This is a genomic window from Micromonospora sp. NBC_01405 (assembly GCF_045040155.1).
GTDB lineage: Bacteria > Actinomycetota > Actinomycetes > Mycobacteriales > Micromonosporaceae > Micromonospora.
In genome coordinates, this window is sequence record NZ_CP109532.1 from 3,480,199 (window position 1) to 3,497,370 (window position 17,172).

General features: G+C 73.6%; 15 protein-coding genes. 10 read left to right on the forward strand and 5 right to left on the reverse strand.

Features of this window, described 5'->3' with window-relative positions:
• Positions 1-274: 274 nt before the first annotated feature.
• The 3 genes from OG559_RS14895 (at position 275) to OG559_RS14905 (ending at position 1,508) form a co-directional block, all read left to right on the forward strand.
• The gene (locus OG559_RS14895) at positions 275-565 is read left to right on the forward strand and encodes a hypothetical protein (RefSeq protein WP_405116669.1); all 291 of its coding nucleotides are present in this window, start codon (positions 275-277) and stop codon (positions 563-565) included.
• Positions 538-792 (forward strand): glutaredoxin family protein, encoded by a 255-nt coding sequence (locus OG559_RS14900; RefSeq protein ID WP_350887738.1) that lies wholly within the window; start codon positions 538-540, stop codon positions 790-792. Before OG559_RS14895 ends, OG559_RS14900 begins: the two co-directional genes overlap by 28 nt.
• Positions 793-857: 65 nt before the next feature.
• The gene (locus OG559_RS14905; RefSeq protein WP_405116073.1) at positions 858-1,508 is read left to right on the forward strand and encodes an HAD family hydrolase; all 651 of its coding nucleotides are present in this window, start codon (positions 858-860) and stop codon (positions 1,506-1,508) included.
• Positions 1,509-1,518: 10 nt separating this feature from the next.
• On the opposite strand, the gene OG559_RS14910 is transcribed toward OG559_RS14905, so the two are convergent.
• Together OG559_RS14910 and OG559_RS14915 are read right to left on the reverse strand one after the other, a co-directional pair.
• Positions 1,519-2,175 (reverse strand): response regulator, encoded by a 657-nt coding sequence (locus OG559_RS14910; RefSeq protein WP_387016010.1) that lies wholly within the window; start codon positions 2,173-2,175, stop codon positions 1,519-1,521.
• A gap of 47 nt (positions 2,176-2,222) precedes the next feature.
• A complete protein-coding gene (locus OG559_RS14915) occupies positions 2,223-3,518 on the reverse strand; it encodes a sensor histidine kinase (protein WP_405116075.1) in 1,296 nt (431 codons plus the stop codon).
• Positions 3,519-3,870: 352 nt separating this feature from the next.
• Between OG559_RS14915 and OG559_RS14920 the strand changes: the two genes are divergently transcribed.
• From OG559_RS14920 to OG559_RS14945, 6 genes are all read left to right on the forward strand, one after another.
• Entirely contained in the window at positions 3,871-4,644 is a 774-nt protein-coding gene (locus OG559_RS14920) for a redox-sensing transcriptional repressor Rex (RefSeq protein WP_350887746.1), read from the forward strand.
• Complete coding sequence (locus tag OG559_RS14925; protein WP_405116077.1) at positions 4,641-5,984, forward strand: glutamyl-tRNA reductase; 1,344 nt, start codon at positions 4,641-4,643, stop codon at positions 5,982-5,984. The genes OG559_RS14920 and OG559_RS14925 overlap by 4 nt, the downstream gene beginning before the upstream one ends.
• Positions 5,981-6,949, forward strand: coding sequence for a hydroxymethylbilane synthase (gene hemC, locus OG559_RS14930; RefSeq protein ID WP_405116079.1), 969 nt, complete (start codon positions 5,981-5,983; stop codon positions 6,947-6,949). Before OG559_RS14925 ends, hemC begins: the two co-directional genes overlap by 4 nt.
• On the forward strand, positions 6,946-8,526 hold the full coding sequence (locus tag OG559_RS14935; RefSeq protein ID WP_350887751.1) for a uroporphyrinogen-III synthase: 1,581 nt from the start codon (positions 6,946-6,948) through the stop codon (positions 8,524-8,526). The genes hemC and OG559_RS14935 overlap by 4 nt, the downstream gene beginning before the upstream one ends.
• An 18-nt stretch (positions 8,527-8,544) precedes the next feature.
• A complete protein-coding gene (gene hemB / locus OG559_RS14940; RefSeq protein ID WP_405116082.1) occupies positions 8,545-9,528 on the forward strand; it encodes a porphobilinogen synthase in 984 nt (327 codons plus the stop codon).
• Between the two features lie 648 nt (positions 9,529-10,176).
• Positions 10,177-10,677 (forward strand): multiprotein-bridging factor 1 family protein, encoded by a 501-nt coding sequence (locus OG559_RS14945; protein WP_405116084.1) that lies wholly within the window; start codon positions 10,177-10,179, stop codon positions 10,675-10,677.
• Positions 10,678-10,733: 56 nt separating this feature from the next.
• Here the strand turns inward: OG559_RS14945 and OG559_RS14950 are convergent, their stop codons facing one another.
• The 3 genes from OG559_RS14950 to OG559_RS14960 form a co-directional block, all read right to left on the reverse strand.
• Entirely contained in the window at positions 10,734-14,009 is a 3,276-nt protein-coding gene (locus OG559_RS14950) for a lamin tail domain-containing protein (RefSeq protein WP_405116086.1), read from the reverse strand.
• 123 nt (positions 14,010-14,132) lie between these two features.
• Positions 14,133-15,149, reverse strand: coding sequence for a GNAT family N-acetyltransferase (locus OG559_RS14955; RefSeq protein WP_405116671.1), 1,017 nt, complete (start codon positions 15,147-15,149; stop codon positions 14,133-14,135).
• Between the two features lie 72 nt (positions 15,150-15,221).
• Positions 15,222-16,751: a lytic murein transglycosylase gene (locus OG559_RS14960; protein ID WP_405116088.1), complete on the reverse strand. Its 1,530-nt coding sequence runs from the start codon at positions 16,749-16,751 to the stop codon at positions 15,222-15,224.
• A 38-nt stretch (positions 16,752-16,789) separates the two neighbouring features.
• Between OG559_RS14960 and OG559_RS14965 the strand changes: the two genes are divergently transcribed.
• Positions 16,790-17,005: a zinc ribbon domain-containing protein gene (locus OG559_RS14965; protein ID WP_405116090.1), complete on the forward strand. Its 216-nt coding sequence runs from the start codon at positions 16,790-16,792 to the stop codon at positions 17,003-17,005.
• Positions 17,006-17,172 lie beyond the last annotated feature (167 nt).

Genomic DNA, 17,172 nt, shown 5'->3' on the forward strand with positions numbered 1-17,172 from the left:
ACTCCGCGCGGAACCTCGTCGACCGGCTCCGCCGGGCGACGGTCGGCCACGGCGGCCGTCCCGCGTCGCACTGGCGGGACACCACTGTGACCTGATCGCTACCGGACGCCTCGGTGACCGCGGTCGAGCCCGCCCTGGCCGCGCTTGGCCGCCCGACCGTCCCGGCACCTCGCTCACCCTCCGTGCCGGCCGACGACCCACTGCCCGCCGACGGCTGGTGGGCTTCAACGTCTACCCGCACGAGGTGGAGGCGGTGTTTGCCGGCACAGCCGGGGTGGCCGAGTCGGCGGTACCGGGTGTGCCGCACCCGCGGACCGGGGAGACTGTCCGGGCGTACGTGGTGCCGGCGCCGGGGCGCCCGGTGACCGGGTGGAGCTGCTCGCCCACTGCGCCCGTAACCTGGCCCGGTTCAAGTGCCCGACCGCCGTCGAGTTCGTCGACGCGCTGCCGTACTCGGCGATCGGCAGGTGCGCAAGACCCCGCTCAGGCCGGCACCGTCCCCGGCGGCGCCGGCCGACATCCGCACGGAGGTTCCCGATGTCCAGTGACGCCCGACTCGCCCTGATCACCCGCCCCGGCTGCCACCTCTGCGAGGACGCCAAGGTGGCGCTCGACCGGGTGGTGGCGGTCACCGGGGACCGGTGGATCGAGCGGGACGTGACCGGCGACGTGGAGCTGGAGCGCGAGTACGGCGACCGGCTGCCGGTGGTGCTGCTCGACGGCAAGGAGCACGGCTACTGGCGGGTGGAGGAGGAACGGCTGCTGCGGGACCTGACCACCCCGCAGCTCTGAGGCCCGCGCCGGCGGTCTCCGCCCTGCCCTTCCCCGCGCGTCGGTGCGGGTCCTATCGTGCTGGGATGACCCCTGTGCGCCCCCATCTCGTGTGGGACTGGAACGGCACCCTGCTCAACGACCTCGACCTGGTGGTGGCGGCCACCAACGCCGTCTTCGCCAGCATGGGCGGCCCGACGGTCAGCGCGGACGAGCACCGGGTGCGGTTCCGCCGCCCGATCGCCGACTATTACGCCGAGGTGCTCGGCCGGGCCGTCGACGACGCGGCGTTCGGCGAGCTGGACCGGATCTTCCACGACGCGTACCGCAGCGGGCTGACCACCTGCGTGCTCGCCGACGACGCGGCGGTGGCGATGGCGGCCTGGCCGGGCGGCCAGTCGCTGCTGTCGATGTGGTTCCACGACGAGCTGGTGCCCGCGGTGCACACCCACGGGCTGACCGACCGGTTCGCCCGGGTGGACGGGCTGCGCGCCACGGTCGGCGGGGACCGCAAGGCCGAGTCGCTGGAGCGGCACCTGACCGAGCTGGGGATCAACGGCCGCGACGTGGTGCTGATCGGGGACTCGATCGACGACGCCGACGCCGCCGAATCTGTCGGCGGCCGGGCCGTGCTCTACACGGGCGGGTTCACCGACCAGGCCCGGCTGCGCGCGTCCGGGCACCCGGTGGCCGACACCCTCACCGAGGCGGTCACCCTCGCCGCCGCCCTCCGGTGACCGGGGCCGGTCAGGTGCGCAGGTAGGTCAGCACGGCCAGGACTCGGCGGTGCTGGGTGGTGTCCGGGGGCAGGTCCAGCTTGGTGAAGATGTTGCGGACGTGCTTCTCCACCGCCCCGTCGGTGACCACCAGTGCGCGGGCGATGGCCGTGTTGGAGTGCCCCTCGGCCATCAGGGACAGCACTTCGCGCTCGCGGGGGGTCAGTTCGCGCAGCGGGTCGTCGCGCCGACGGCGGACCAGCAGTTGGCCCACCACCTCCGGGTCGAGCACGGTGCCGCCCGCGGCCACCCGGGCCAGCGCGTCCATGAACTCGTCGATGTCGGCCACCCGGTCCTTGAGCAGGTAACCCACCCCGCCGCCGCCGGACCCGCCGGTGGTGGCGAGCAGATCGTCGGCGTACGACACCTCGACGTACTGGGAGAGCACCAGGACCGGCGTACGCGGGACCAGCCGGCGGGCCTCCACGGCGGCGCGCAGCCCCTCGTCGGTGTGCGACGGCGGCATCCGCACGTCGACGATCGACACGTCCGGACGGTGGGTCACCACCGCCTCGACCAGCGCGTCGCCGTCGCCGACGGCAGCCACCACCTCGTGCCCCTGCTCGGTGAGCAGCCGCACCAGCCCCTCCCGGAGCAGCACGGCGTCGTCCGCGATGACCACCCGCATGATGCTGATGTCTACCACGTCCGGACAGGGAGCCGGGCCGTCGACGCTCACAGCGGCAGTTCCGCGCGGACCTCCGTCGGGCCGCCGGCCGGGCTGACCACGTCCAGCCGGCCACCGGCCGCCCGCACCCGGTCGGCGATCCCGGCCAGGCCGTGCCCCTTGGCCAGGTGCGCCCCGCCGTGGCCGTCGTCGGTCACGCCGACGGCCAGCCGGCGCTCGTGCCGGGTCACCGCGACCGCGCACTCCGTCGCCCCGCTGTGCTTGGCGACGTTGGTGAGCGCCTCGGCGACCACGAAGTAGGCGGTGCTCTCCACGGCCGGGTCGAGCCGTCCGCCGGGGACCTCCAGCTGAGGGTCGATCCGCAGCTCGACCGGGACCAGCCCGCGGCCGGCCAGGGCCGCCAGGGCGCTGGGCAGCCCGCGGTCGACCAGGATCGGTGGGGCGATGCCCCGGGACAGGGCGCGCAGTTCGGCGAGGGTGTCGCGGGTCTGGGTGACCGCCTCGTCCAGGGTCCGGCCGGCCGCCTCCGGGTCGGTGGCGAGCTGCTGGCGGGCCCGGCTCAGGTCCATCGCCAGCCGGACGAGGCGCTGCTGCGGGCCGTCGTGGATGTCCCGCTCCAGCCGGCGCAGCGCGGCGGCCTCGGCGGAGACGGCGGCCCGCTTCTGCTCCTCCAGCACGGTGATCCGGTTACGCATCTCGGCCACCCCGGTGAGCAGGGCGCGGGTGAAGCCGGCCTGGAGCCGCGCGCACCCCCGGACCACCATCGGCAGGGTGATCAGGAAGAACACCCCGATCGCGGTGTTCAGCCCGATCCGGGCGGCGGGGGAGTCGCCCAGGCCGAGGAGCTCGTTGAGGTCCTGGTTGTCGGGGGCGTGCGGCAGCGCCCAGTCGTACGCCCAGTAGAGGCAGCCGATCAGGGTGCCGGCCCACCAGGTGACGGTCACCACGAAGGTGACGACGGACACGATCAGCTTGAGGATGCCGTGGGCCAGGTCGAGCCAGGACTGGGCGTCCCGGATCGGCACGAAGATCCGCCGCCAGGCGCCCGCGCCGGGCTCGGGCTGCCGGTAGTCCGGCCGGATCCGGGCCTGGCCGAGTACGGCGCGCAGCCGTAGCCGCTCGATGTCGGCCACCCCGCGGGCGGCGTACAGGGTGCCCGCGAGGACCGGCAGGCCGATCACGGTCACCACCAGCCCCAGGCCGAGCGCCAGCCCCACCAGCAACACCACGAAGCTGGCCAGCGCCAGGGGCAGGCCGAGCAGCACGTAGCTGGAATCGTGCAGGAGTTGGCGGGGGACGCTGGGCGAGGTGGTGGGCGGGTCGGCGACGGTAGCGGCGGTCATGGTTCGAGGCTAGGCAGCCGGACCGTTCGGCCCCATCCCGCCGCCCGGCCTCTCCCCTGTAGGGGCAGCCCTACCAGGTGCCGCCTGGCCGGCGCGCGATTGGTGAGGGAAGTCGGGATTGAGCAATAATCGGCGGGGCGGTGCGGGACCGCCGGATCGATCTTGTGGAACGGAGGGGCAGGTGGAGGCGGGTCGGGGGTCTTCAAGATCGCGATTTGTGCGTCTGTTCACAAGCGCCTACTCTGTAGTTCCGACGCGTCCTGCTAGCACAGCCGGCAATCTCGGTCGTCAGCGGGAGTCCCGATACGGCCGGCCTCTTGAGCTGGCCGAGGATCGCACCGCACGGAGTCTCATGAGTCAGCAGCACCGTCACCCTGGCGCGCCCGGCCGCGCCGGTGCCGTACCGGCGCTTCCGGACCTGCCCGAGGCGACCGTCGCGCGGCTGCCCGAGTACCTTCGCGCCCTGCACAACCTCGCCGAGTCCGGCCACGAGACCGTCTCCAGCGAGGGCCTGGCCGCCGCTGTCGGGGTCAACTCCGCCAAGCTCCGCAAGGACCTGTCCCACCTCGGCTCGTACGGCACCCGGGGGGTCGGCTACGACGTCGCCCTGCTGGTCGACCAGATCGAGTTCGTGCTCGGGCTCACCCAGCGGCGGGCCGTCGCCCTGGTCGGGGTGGGTAATCTCGGTCACGCCCTGGCCGGCTACGCCGGCTTCGCCAGCCGCGGTTTCCGGATCGCCGCGCTGCTCGACGCGGACGCGTCCCGAGTCGGCGAGGAGATCAACGGGATGGTCGTGCGGCACGTCGACGAGCTGCCCGCCGTCGTCGCCGAGGAGTCCATCGCGATCGGCGTGATCGCCACCCCGGTGCCCGCCGCCCAGGCGGTCGCCGACCAGCTCGTGGCCGTCGGCGTGACGAGCATCCTCAACTTCGCGCCGTGCGTACTCTCGGTGCCGGAGGGGGTCGACGTGCGCAAGGTCGACCTCGCCATCGAGCTCCAGATCCTGTCCTTCCACGAGCACCGCAAGGCGTCTCTGACCGCGCTGCCCGCCACCGGCGGCTCCGCTCTCACCGCCCTGCCCGGCGGGCTCGCGGCCACCGATCCCCAGGAGGCGATCGGCACGTGAAACTGCTTGTCGTCGGCGCGTCCTACCGCACCGCTCCCGTCGCCACCCTGGAACAGCTGGCAGTCGCCCCCACCGAACTCACCCGCACCCTGGACCGCCTGGTCGCCCAGCCGTACGTGAACGAGGCGGTGCTGGTCTCCACCTGCAACCGGGTGGAGGTCTACGCCTCCGTGTCCGGCTTCCACGGCGGGCTCGGCGACATCTGCGCCGTTCTCGCCGAGCAGGCCGGCGCTCCGGCCAGCAGCCTGGCCACTCACCTCTACGTGCACTACGACGCCGTCGCCGTGGACCACGTCTTCCGGGTCGCCGCCGGGCTGGACTCGATGGTGGTCGGCGAGGCGCAGATCCTCGGCCAGCTCCGTGACGCGTACCACTGGGCGACCGGCGCGGACTCGGCCGGCCGCCTGCTGCACGAGCTGATGCAGCAGGCGCTGCGGGTGGGTAAGCGGGCACACGCCGAGACCGGGATCGACCGGGCCGGCCAGAGCGTGGTGAGCGCCGCGCTCGGCCTGGCCGCCACGCAGCTCGACGGCGAACTGGCCGGGCGCCCGGCTCTGGTGGTCGGGGCCGGTGCGATGGGCGCGTTGGGCGTTGCGAGCCTGTCCCGGCTCGGCGCGGGCCCGCTCACCGTGACCAACAGGGGGGCCGACCGGGCCATGCGGCTGGCCGAGTCGTACGGGGCCAGCGCGATACCCATGGCCGAGCTGACCGACGTGCTTTCCACAGTGGACATCGTAGTGGCCGCTACGGCGGCGACCGAACCGGTCCTCACCCGCGACGTGGTCAGCCGGGCGCTCGCCGACCGCGACCCCGACCGGGGGGCACTCGTGCTGCTCGACCTCGCCGTCCCGCGCGACGTGGAGGCCGGCGTGGCCGCCCTGCCCGGCGTCGAGGTGATCGACATCGACCGGATGGCGGCGATCCTGGCCGACGGGCCGGCTGTCGCCGACGCCGCGGCCGTCGAGCGGATCGTGGCGGGTGAGGTCGAGTCCTTCCTCACCTGGCTGCGCGGCGCCGACGTCGCCCCGACCGTGGCCGCGCTGCGCAGCAGGGCCGAGGACGTGGTGACCGTCGAGCTGCGCCGGCTGGCCCAGCGCCGCCCCGAACTCAACGCCGACCAGCGCGCCGAGGTGGCCCGCACGGTGCACCGGGTGGTGCAGCGGCTGCTGCACCAGCCCACGGTGAAGGTCCGTCAGCTCGCTGCCGAGCCCGGCGGCGACCAGTACGCCGCGCTGCTGCGCGAGCTGTTCGACCTCCAGGTCCCGCAGACCTCCCCGGTCGACACCGTCCCCGACGTGGTCGACACCGACCCCACCCCATACCCCGGAGGCGAGAGATGACCGCCCCCCTGCGCCTCGGCACCCGGGGCAGCGCGCTGGCGATGGCCCAGTCCGGCCACGTCGCGGCCGCGCTCACCGAAGCGACCGGCCGAAAGGTGGAGCTGGTCGAGGTGGTCACCGCCGGTGACCGCTCGACCGCCCCCGTGCACCGGCTCGGCGTCGGCGTGTTCGTCTCCGCGCTGCGCGACGCCCTGGCCGCCCGGACCATCGACTTCGCGGTGCACTCCTACAAGGACCTGCCCACCGCGGCGGCCCCCGGGCTGCACATCGCGGCGGTGCCGGCCCGGCAGGACCCGCGTGACGCGCTGGTCGCCACAGGCGGGCGCACCCTCGCCGAGCTGCCGCCCGGCGCGGTGATCGGCACCGGCGCGCTGCGCCGCATCGCCCAGCTGCACGCGCTCGGGCTCCAGTTTGAGGTCACCCCGATCCGTGGCAACGTGGACAGCCGCCTGGCGCGGGTCCTCGGCCCCGATGCCGACCTCGACGCGGTCGTCCTCGCCCGGGCGGGGCTGGCCCGGCTCGACCGGGCCGGCGTGATCACCGAGACGCTCGACCCGATGCTCATGCTGCCCGCGCCCGCCCAGGGCGCGCTGGCCGTGGAGTGCCGGGTCGACGACCCGGACCTGGTCGAGCTGCTCGCTGCGCTCGACCACGCACCGTCCCGTGCCGCGGTCACCGCGGAACGGGCGTTGCTGGCCACCCTGGAGGCCGGGTGCAGCGCACCCGTGGCCGCCTATGCGGAACTCGCCGAAGGTGACGTCGGCGAGGAGATATACCTGCGCGGGGCGGTGATCAGCCCGGACGGTTCCAGAGACCTTCGGCTGTCCCGCACCGGAACGCCCGCCGACGCGGCGGAGATCGGCAAGGCACTCGCCGCTGAACTCCTCGACCTCGGCGCCGACTCGATCCTCGGCCCAGACGGACACGCCGGCCCGGGGACCCAGCAATTTGGGAGCACAGAATGACCCGCACCCGTAAGCCCGTCGGTCGCATCGCGTTCGTCGGGGCCGGTCCCGGCGACCCGGGCCTGCTGACCCGCCGGGCGCACGACGCCCTGGTGGACGCCGACCAGGTGGTGTACGACCGGGGAGTCCCCGAGTCGCTGCTCGACGCCGTCCGCGCCCAGGCCCGGTCCGACGCCCAGTTCACCCCGGCGGAGGGCGTGCCGGGAGACGTGGCGAAGGTGCTGATCTCGGCCGCCCGCTCCGGCCAGAACGCGGTGCACCTGGTCGCCGGCGACCCGTTCGGCCACGACTCGGTGGTCAAGGAGGTGCAGGCGGTCGCGCGTACCGCCGCGCACTTCGAGGTGGTACCGGGCGTCGGCCAGGCCGAGGGCGTCGCCACGTACGCGGGCGTGCCGTTGCCGGGCGTCCGTACCGCCGCCGACGTCGAGGACGTCACCACGCTGGACTTCGACGCCCTGGCCGCGGCCGTGGGCCGGGGCTCGCTCGCGCTCGCCGTGGACGCCGGCGACCTGGCCGCGGTCCGCGACGGCCTGCTCGCCGCCGGGATCGACGGCACCACCGGCGTCGGGGTGACCGGCGACGGCACCGGGGACACCCAGTACACGACCACGTCGACCGTCGACTCGTTCGTCGCGGCGGCGCTCGGCTTCACCGGCCGGGTGGTGCTCACCGTCGGCGAGGGCGTCGGCCAGCGGGACAAGTTGAGCTGGTGGGAGAACCGGCCGCTGTACGGCTGGAAGGTGCTCGTCCCCCGGACCAAGGAGCAGGCAGGCGCGATGAGTGCCCGGCTGCGCGCGTACGGGGCGATCCCGTGCGAGGTGCCGACGATCGCGGTCGAGCCGCCGCGCACCCCCGCTCAGATGGAGCGGGCGGTCAAGGGCCTGGTCGACGGCCGGTACGCCTGGGTGATCTTCACCTCGGTGAACGCCGTCCGGGCGGTCTGGGAGAAGTTCGCCGAGCACGGGCTGGACGCCCGGCACTTCGGCGGGGTCAAGATCGCCTGTATTGGCGAGGCCACCGCCGACGCGGTCCGCGCGTTCGGCATCCAGCCGGAGCTGGTCCCCGCCGGGGAACAGTCCTCCGATGGGCTGCTGGCCGAGTTCTCGCCGCACGACGAGATCCTCGACCCGGTGGGCCGGGTGCTGCTGCCGCGAGCCGACATCGCCACCGAGACGCTCGCCGCCGGGCTCACCGAGCGCGGCTGGGAGGTCGACGACGTGACCGCGTACCGGACGGTACGGGCCGCCCCGCCGCCCGCCGAGATCCGGGACGCGATCAAATCGGGCGGATTCGACGCGGTGCTGTTCACCTCGTCCTCCACCGTCCGGAACCTGGTCGGCATCGCCGGGAAGCCGCACGCGCGTACCGTTGTTGCCGTCATCGGGCCCAAGACGGCGGAGACCGCGACGGAGTTCGGCCTGCGGGTCGACGTGCAGCCGCAGCACGCCTCGGTGCCAGACCTGGTCGAGGCGCTCGCCGCCTACGCCGTCGAGCTGCGAGAGAAGCTCGCCGCCATGCCGGCCAAGCAGCGCCGCGGCTCGAAGGTGCAGGGGCCGACGGCCCTGAGGTTCCGCTAGTCGCCAGGGAGGCCCCTCATGTCGTACCCCGAGATCCGGCCCCGCCGGCTGCGTCGCACCGCAGCCGTGCGGCGGCTGGTCTCCGAGACCCGCGTCGACCCGGCCGAGTTGGTCGTGCCGATGTTCGTCAAGGAGGGGCTGACCGAGCCGCGGCAGATCACTTCGCTGCCGGGGGTGCTCCAGCACTCCCGGGACTCGCTGCGCAAGGCGGCGGCCGAGGCGGTCCAGGCCGGCGTGGGCGGGATCATGCTGTTCGGCGTGCCCGCGTCGCGTGACGAGCGCGGCTCGGGCGGCACCGACCCGGCGGGCATCCTCAACGTCGCCATCCGGGACGTGGTCGCCGAAGTGGGCGACGCGACCGTGGTGATGAGCGACCTGTGCCTGGACGAGTTCACCTCGCACGGGCACTGCGGGCTGCTCACCGCAGACGGCACGGTGGACAACGATGCCACCCTCGCCGCGTACGCCGAGATGGCGGTGGCCCAGGCCGACGCCGGGGTCGGGATGGTCGGGCCTTCCGGGATGATGGATGGCCAGGTCGGTGTGGTCCGCCGGGCCCTGGACGCCGCCGGGCACACCGACGTCGCCGTGCTCGCGTACGCGGCGAAGTACGCCTCCGCCTTCTACGGCCCGTTCCGCGACGCCGTTGAGTCGGCCCTCGACGGCGACCGACGCACCTACCAGCAGGACCCGGCGAACCTGCGGGAGTCCCTGCGCGAGGTCGCGCTGGACGTCGCCGAGGGCGCGGACCTGGTGATGGTCAAGCCGGCCCTGCCCTACCTCGACGTGGTGGCGGCGGTCCGGGCCGCCGTGGACGTCCCGGTCGCCGCCTATCAGGTCTCCGGCGAGTACGCGATGGTCGAGGCCGCCGCCGCGAACGGCTGGATCGATCGGGAGCGGGTGATGCTGGAGACGCTCACCTCGATCCGCCGGGCCGGCGCCCAGGTCATCCTCACCTACTGGGGGGTCGAGGCCGCCACCCTGCTCCACCAGCGTTACTGAGCCGCGCCTCGCCGGCCGGCGAGGACGACGCGGCGGCATTGTGCGCGTGCCTGGTGAGCACAGCGATCGCGTGAGGGTTGACGGCCCAGCAGCGCGGCGAAGCGGTCCGGGTGCTGGAGCCGGGCAGGGGATGGATTGCGCACCCCGGCCGTCGGGTGCTGGAACACGATGAGCGCGGCGGTGGCGGGGATGCCGATGCCGATGCCGGTGCCGGTGCCGCGCGGTTGCACCGCCCCTCGCCTGATCGTCGCAGGTACCGAGCGGGCCCTTCAGTTCCCCACTCCGCCACTCGGCGTTACCTTGACTAATCTCCACCCACCCCTCCTCGGTTCCTTTGCTCTGCTGCAGCGGAGGCAACAGTTACTCAGTGTCCATCCTCGCGCACAGAGGCCCTCGTGGCCGATTCGATATTGATCCTGTTCGCAGCTGGTGTTGCCTGGATGGCAGCAGAGCAAAGTACGCGCGGGGGGTGTTGGAGGGTCGGGGTGGTGTAACGCAGAGTGGTTTGCCGGCTCGGCTGATTTTCATTACCCAGCGTGCCGAAAGGTGGCCTCGCAGCCAGGGTGTGACGCGTTGATGAGGGCACGTTGTCCACAGGTTTGTCCACAGGGATTGTCGACCGCCTGCCGGGGTCGGCAGGCTCCCGGTATGGCTTCCGCACTTGATCCACCACCGACCGGTCCGACGGTCGGGCCGTTCCCCATCGCCGGGCTGGTGCGCAAGGCTCGGCGCATCGCCGGCCTGGGGCAGCGCCAGATGGCGCGCTTCGCGAAGGTGGCGCCGTCGACCGTGGGCCGGGTGGAGACCGGTGCCATGACGCCCAGCCTCGCGGTGCTGGAACGACTCTTCGGCGCGGCCGGCCTTTACCTCGCCGTCGTCGACCAGGACGGCCGGGTGATTCAGCCGATGGCGGACTGGGACGACACCCGCGACGGCGCGGGGCGACGCTACCCGTCCCACCTGGACACAATTATCGACCCCGAGCCGGGCGACTGGTGGGCCGACATTTACGGCCTGGCCCGGCCACCAGAGACGTTCCACCGCTGTCCGGTGGACCGCGAGGCGCGTCGGCGGCGCAGCCAGTGGGAGGTGAGGGTGGCGCAGTACCGCAACGTTCCACCGCCGAAGGACATGCGGGAGCGGTACTGAGACGGCCCCCGCCCGGGCGGGGGCCCGGGCGGGGGCCGTCGTCGGCCGGAGCAGGGTCAGTCGTCGTTGGCGATGGTGCCCACGGCGAGCGGGTCGGCCAGGCGCAGACCCGGAACCCCGGCCACCAGAAGGTTCACCTTCTCGTCGGCCTCCCGCTTCCGGTCACCGCGCACGGTCACCGCGAAGGTCAGCGAGGTCTGCCCCGCCGCGAGCGTCTTGCAGCCGACGTACGGGTCGTAGTCCGACCCCGCCTGCGCCGTGGTGCCGAACGTGGCGGCGCAGACCAGCACGGGCTGGGACAGCGGCCGGGACACGGTGACGCTGAACGTCAGCGGGCGGGTGCCCTTGTCGCCCTCGACCACCGTCGCGTCGCCGACGCTCAGCGACGCCCGGGACCGGAACCGAGCCACCTGCGGGTCGTGGTCGCTGGAGCCGCGCGACCCGTCCCCGGTGAACTCCGCCGGCCAGTCGGCGTTGATGTGCGCCGCTCGCACCTGGACCAGGTCGTCGCGCAGCGCGTCGTTGACGAACAGGTGGTCCAGCGTCTGCGCCTGCCCCTCGAAGCTGTACGAGTACGCGGACGACGGCACGTCGGCGACCAGGTCGTCCCAGAGGCTGTGCAGGCCCGCGTCGTACAGCGAGGCGAGCTGGTCCGACGGGGTCGGGTCCGCCCCGGTGGCGATCGGGTCGTCCGGGCGGGGGAAGACGTTCAGGTCGCCGCCGTAGACCACCCGGGAGTTCCGGTCCGAATTGTGGATCGCGGTGACGAGCGCGGCACCGTACGCGGCCTGCTCGGCGCGCTGCCCGACCCGGCTGTCCGGCCCGGACGAGAAGTGGTTGCTCAGCGCCCACAGGTGGTATCCCTCGGCACCGCCGGGGGTTGCCCGGACCAGGAACTTGCCGAGCTGCGGGGCCCGGGTGTAGACGTTGTTGCCGTCCTTGCCGGTCGAGGTGTCGGTGTCGGCCGGCAGCACCGCGTTGAGCGCCTTCGGGTTCTGCACGTCCGCGTTGGACGGCAGACCCGCCGACCGGTACGGCACCACCGGCGCGGAGCCGAGCAGCGGGTCTGCGGCGGTCGCCGCCGCCAGCGACAGCCGGTCGGTGCGGTACAGGAACCCGGCGGTGATGCCCCGGGCATCCGCGCCGGTCCGGTCGTACGCGGCGGCGTACGCCGGGCCGCCGGCGGCGGCGATGGTCAGCGCCAGGTCCTGGAGGGTGTCCGGGGCGCCGTCGGCGTTGTCGGTGTCCCCGCAGACCAGCTCCGTACCGGAGACGGAACAGATGTCCTGGTCCTCGGCCTCCTGCACCAGGATCAGGTCCGGCGCGTGCAGGTCGGTGCGGATCTGGTCGGCGAGCGAGGCCAGGTGCTCCCGGTAGTCGGCCTCGCTGGCCGGCACATAGTCGAACGGCGGGCGGACCCCGGTGCAGCCGGGGTTCCCGGTGAAGTCGCAGCCGTCGAACGGGTCGTCCCGGTGGTCGTACAGGTTCTCCACGTTGTACGTCGCGATCGCGATCTCCTGCGACCGGTCGGCCGGCTTCGGCGGGTTGTTCCGCGACGGGTCGGCCCCGGCGGCGAAGACGGCCTTCTCGACCTGGACGCCGTACTTCTCGAATGAGTAGTAGATCGCGCCGTACGCGTCCTCGCCGAGGGTGTCGAAGGTCCTCGACGGCGGCAGGAGCGCGGTGCTGTCCCCGGCGGCGCCCTTGACGCCCATGCTGCCCAGCATGATCCGCTGGCCGTTGCCGTCGTCGAAGCGCCGGGTCGGGTCGTTGTCCAGCGGGTGCGCGTCCCGGAACACCCGGCGGGCGTACTGGTCGGCGCGGTCCAGCAGCGGGTCGTCCCGGTCGACCACCCAGGTCTCGGCGTCGGCCGTGGACGGGAACACACCCCGCCCGCTCACTGCGCCGCTGCCGGCGCGGACCCGCAGCCGGGCACCCTCGTGCCGCTCCCAGAACCGCTGCGCGGCGGCCATGTCGGCCGGGGGCACCGCGTCGTCGACCGTGACGACGGCGTTCACGTCCAGCCCCGAGGCGACCCTGCGGACCAGGGAGGCGCCGGAGAGCTGGGTGGAGTTGAAGTACTCCGACACCCGGGCCCGGAGCACCACCTCGTCGCCGACGGTCGGCACGTAGCCGCCGAGCAGCGAGGTGAACGAGCCCATGAAGACGAAGACGCCGTCCGAGGACGTCGGGTCGGAGTCGGTGGCGTCGGTACGGCTCTGCAGGAAGAAGCCGCGCTGTTCCAACCCGGCCGAGGTGCGGGCCAGGGTGAGCTGGGTGATCACGCCCCGGATGTCGTGCAGGCTGCTGCTGGTGCCGTTGCCGGAGGCCGGCGCGAGCGGCGACCGGTCGGCCGGGCCGGACTCGGCGTCGGTGGTCGGGCCCTGCACCTCGCCGACGGTCAGCTCCCGGGTCACGGTCACGGCCAACTCGCAGGTGGCGGTGCCGCCGGCGGCGTCGGTGGCGGTCAGGGTCACCGTGTACGCCCCGGCGGCCAGCTCGGCGCTGGTGGCGACGGTGGCGCGGGCGGTGCCGCCGACGGCGTCGGCCGGGGTGAACCCGGTTCGGGTGATCGAGCCGGTGGCCGGGGCCGGGCTGACCGAGGTGACCGCCAGGTCGACGATCGTGTCGTCAGGGTCGGTGGCGGTGACCTCGCGACTGGCGGCGGTGCCGGCCGCCGTGGTCAACGCGCCCCCGCAGGTGACGGTGGCGGGCTGGTCGACGGGGCCGCCCCCGTCGACGGTGTGGGAGCCGAGCCCGTCGAAGGTGTCGGTGGCGAAGCCGGCCCACTGGGCGGCCGGGGCGAACGCGTCCGACGGGTTGGTGTCGCCGGAGGTCACCGTGGGCAGCCGGCGCAACGTGTTGTCGGCGGTGCTGGTGAGGCCGCTGCCCCACTCGGTGCCCGGATCGACGCCGACCTGGCCGATCGAGTCGACCACGGCGTCGCCCCTGCGCAGCACGATCGCGTCGTCGCCGTTGAACAGGCTCGCGGTGGTGGTCTGGTCGGCCTGGGCGAGGATCGCCGGGGCGGCGGAGGCGGCGGCGAACACGAACGTGTCGCCCGGGGCCACGGTGCCGGTCAGCGCCAGGGTGGTCGCCGTGGTGCTGCCGTTGAAGTGGAGCTGGAGCTGGTAGCCGCCGCCGGCGAGGTCGACAGGGGCGCCGGTGCCGTTGTACAGCTCGATCGCCTTGTTGTTCGACGAGCCTTCGACGTATTCGGAGATGAACAGGTCGGTGGGCGCGGCGCTGGCCGCGGGGGGTGCGATGCCGATGACCGGGATGGTGACGGCAGCGGCGGTCGCTAGCGCGGCGTATCTGCGGCGCGTGCGCATGGGGCCTCCACGATGGATGGTCGGGAACCAACGCACGTTAAGGCGCGGCGCTGTCCGCCGTCCATCCCCCTAGGGCGCATTGGTGGATACCCGACCCACGCCCTTCCGTGCCGGGTTGTCGGGTCAGCGGGCCGGGTCGAGGTGGTGCACCAACTCGGCCACGTCCACGCTGTACTCGCACCACTCCCGGTCGGAGCGGTACCCCAGCTCGGCGTTGACCTTGAGCATCGCCTCGTTGGCCTGCGCGTTCCAGGTCTGCACCTCGGCCAGCTCCGGCTCGGCCGAGCGCAGCTCCAGCAGCATCCGCGCCTTGATCGCCCGGTCGATTCCGTAGCCCCGGTGGCCCTGCACCACGATCGTGTCGTACTGGTCGGCGCGGGTCGGGTGCTGCGCCGGAACCACCACCTCGGTCAGCCCGGCCACCTCGCCCGTGCGCTCGTGGATGGCGAGCACGATGTACGGCTTCATCCCTCGCCGGTGCAGCGTGTCCAGGCTGTCCCGCAGACGCTGCGGGTCGTACGAGCTGGGGCGCAGCTCGCCGTCGTCCACGTCGCGCACCTCGGCCTTGGCCCGCGCGTACGCGTCGATCAGGTCGTCGGGCGGGCCGCCGGGGCAGAACTCCAGCCGGTACCCCGCGCCGACGGCGGTGGCCATCTCGGCCAGCGCCGTCCAGTCCACCGCGGACAGGTCCAGCACGCTACGGGTCTCCACGTACTCCCGGGAGAAGCCGAGCGCCTCGTAGAACGCCACCGCCGGGGTCTCGCCGACCACCTCGACCCCGATCGACCGGAACCCCTCCTGGTAGACCCGGCGGGCGACCAGCCGGACCAGGTCCCGGCCCAGGCCGGTGCGGCGCGCCGTCGGGTGTACCAGCACCTCCAGCACGCCGATGTCGCCGAGCAGCAACACGTGGACGTGGCCGAGCATCGCGCCGGGCCCGCCCCCGGTGGTCGGCTCGGCCTGGACCACCCAGGAGATCCGCCGCTCGCCGGGCATCACCTCGGAGAGGTACTCCCGCAGGGAGCTCTCCTGCCACGGCGGATCCTGCGGGAGGTCGGCCGCCAGCACCGCGTTCAGCGTGTCCAGCAGCGACGCGATTTCGGCGGACGACGCGGTCCGGGGATCCCACTCGCGCACCATCACCCGTCTAGCTTGCCGCTAACAGCAGCGTGACGGAAGTGTCCAGTTCGCCAATGTATGTGGATGATCACGTCACGTGCGACTGGCCAACCCGTACTCGTTGGCCTTGTCGAAGACGTCCTGGGCGTACCGGCGTACGTCGTTGTACGACAGGATGGACCCCCACCAGTCGCCCGGGACGGTCAGATTCCGGCCGCCCTTGCACAGGTAGTTGCCGGCGGCCAGGGCGGCGTCGTCGAGGTCGTGCGGGTCCTTGCGGCCGTCGTTGTCCGCGTCCGCGCCGATCTCCTGCCAGGTGGTCGGGATGAACTGCATGGGCCCGATCGCCCGGTCGTAGACGGTGTCCCGGTCGTAGAGCCCCCGGTCGGTGTCCAAGATCTTCGACCGGCCGCCGTTGCCGTCGAGCGGGTCGCCGATGATCTCCGGGAGTGCCCGTCCGTCCGTGCCGAGGATGGCGCCGTTGGCCTGGCCGTGCCGCGACTCGACGTACCCGATGGCGGCGAGCGTGGTCCAGCTCAGCCGGCAGCCGGGGTTGCTCTGCGCGAGGACCAGCTCGGCGTAGCCGTACGCCTGCACGGCCACCGGCGAGATGCCGGCCTTCGCCCCGGTCTGTTGCGCCCACCCGGCGAGCGCGTCGGCGGGCCGGCCGGTCACCACCGGCCCGCCCGGCAGGCCGCCCGGGCTCGGGGTCGCGCCGGGCAGCGCCGTCGCGCCGGGCGGCAGCGCGGTGCCGGTGGCGCCGGGCACCACCCCGCCCTGTGGCGCCGCCGTGCCGCCCTCCGGGGTGGGGGCGGTCGCGTCGACCGCGACCGGATGGGACTCCGGCGCGGTCGCCGGCACCAGCAGCGCGCCGGCCGCGGCGGTCGCCCCGACCAGGGCGAGCAGGAACAGCCCGGGCAGGGTGAGCCGGCCGCTCGGGCGCCGGGACCAGGCCCGGGTGGCCTGGGCGGCGGCGAGGGCCGCCTGCCGGGGCGGAGGCATGCGTACGGCGTGGGCGAACGGCACCCGCCGCCGGGACCTCCTCGCCCGCCCGTCTCCGGCCACGACCGTCGCGTCGGCCTTCTCAACCTTCTCGGCCTTGTCTGCCTTGTCGCTCCCGGCGGCCTTCTGGTCCGCGTCGGCCTTGCTGGTCCCGGCGGCTTTCCCGTCGGCGTCGGCCTTCCCTGCGGTGTCGGCCGCCTCGGAGCCGTCGGTCTCCTGCGCGGGGCCGGCCGTTCTCCCCGTCGGGTCGGCGGCGTCGGCCCTTGCTGCCGTGGTGGCGGCCGTCGCCGTCGTGCCGGGCTCCGGCTTCTCTGCCGGGTGGGTGGGGTCGTTCTGTCCAGACGTGGTGGCGGCCGTCGAGGGCGGGCCGGCCTCCGGCCCGGTCACCGCTGCGGCGTCGGTCTGGCCGGCGTCCGCCGGTCCCGAGGCGTCGGCGGGCCGGGGGGCGGCGGGTTGGGGGGCGGCATCGGTGGGTGCCGTCGACCGCAGCCAGGGCCGGCGGGGGCGCGGCAGCCAGCCGCCCGCCGGGCGCCCGCCCGGGTCCTCGGGCGGCGCGGCCGGCCGCAGGGGTCGAACCGTCGACTTGTCCTCGCCGTCCACCACCCGTCGAGTATCACCCATGTCCCGCGTCCCGTCAGGACCGGTCGTACTCTTGTGCCATGCCCCGGTACGAGTTCCGCTGTCGCGCTTGCGGCGACACGTTCGAGATCAACCGTCCGATGGCGCGGGCCGGTGAGCCGGCGCCCTGCCCGCAGGGGCACGACGACACGGTCAAGCTGCTCTCCGCGGTGGCCGTGACCGGTCGGGGCAGCACCGGCACGTCCGCGCCGGCCCCCTCCGGCGGGGGCTGCTGCGGCGGGGGCTGCGGCTGCTGATCGTCCGCTCCGGCCGCCGGTTCCGCCCGCCGGCACCGTCGGAGCAGCGCCTACGCTCGTCGTGCTCTTCGCGCGGGGCGTACCGCCCGACCTGCCGGTTACGGCCCTCGATGGAACCTTGGGTCTGATTCCGCCCGGCCGTTCTCACGATGCGTGACGGCGCGAAC

Coding starts and splice junctions, on each gene's coding strand:
- OG559_RS14905 (WP_405116073.1), top strand. CDS start 858: ATGACCCCTGTGCGCCCCCATCTCGTGTGGGACTGGAACGGCACCCTG.
- OG559_RS14910 (WP_387016010.1), bottom strand. CDS start 2,175: ATGCGGGTGGTCATCGCGGACGACGCCGTGCTGCTCCGGGAGGGGCTG.
- OG559_RS14960 (WP_405116088.1), bottom strand. CDS start 16,751: ATGGGTGATACTCGACGGGTGGTGGACGGCGAGGACAAGTCGACGGTT.
- OG559_RS14965 (WP_405116090.1), top strand. CDS start 16,790: ATGCCCCGGTACGAGTTCCGCTGTCGCGCTTGCGGCGACACGTTCGAG.
- OG559_RS14950 (WP_405116086.1), bottom strand. CDS start 14,009: ATGCGCACGCGCCGCAGATACGCCGCGCTAGCGACCGCCGCTGCCGTC.
- OG559_RS14900 (WP_350887738.1), top strand. CDS start 538: ATGTCCAGTGACGCCCGACTCGCCCTGATCACCCGCCCCGGCTGCCAC.
- OG559_RS14920 (WP_350887746.1), top strand. CDS start 3,871: ATGAGTCAGCAGCACCGTCACCCTGGCGCGCCCGGCCGCGCCGGTGCC.
- hemC (WP_405116079.1), top strand. CDS start 5,981: ATGACCGCCCCCCTGCGCCTCGGCACCCGGGGCAGCGCGCTGGCGATG.
- OG559_RS14955 (WP_405116671.1), bottom strand. CDS start 15,149: ATGGTGCGCGAGTGGGATCCCCGGACCGCGTCGTCCGCCGAAATCGCG.
- hemB (WP_405116082.1), top strand. CDS start 8,545: ATGTCGTACCCCGAGATCCGGCCCCGCCGGCTGCGTCGCACCGCAGCC.
- OG559_RS14915 (WP_405116075.1), bottom strand. CDS start 3,518: ATGACCGCCGCTACCGTCGCCGACCCGCCCACCACCTCGCCCAGCGTC.
- OG559_RS14945 (WP_405116084.1), top strand. CDS start 10,177: ATGGCTTCCGCACTTGATCCACCACCGACCGGTCCGACGGTCGGGCCG.
- OG559_RS14935 (WP_350887751.1), top strand. CDS start 6,946: ATGACCCGCACCCGTAAGCCCGTCGGTCGCATCGCGTTCGTCGGGGCC.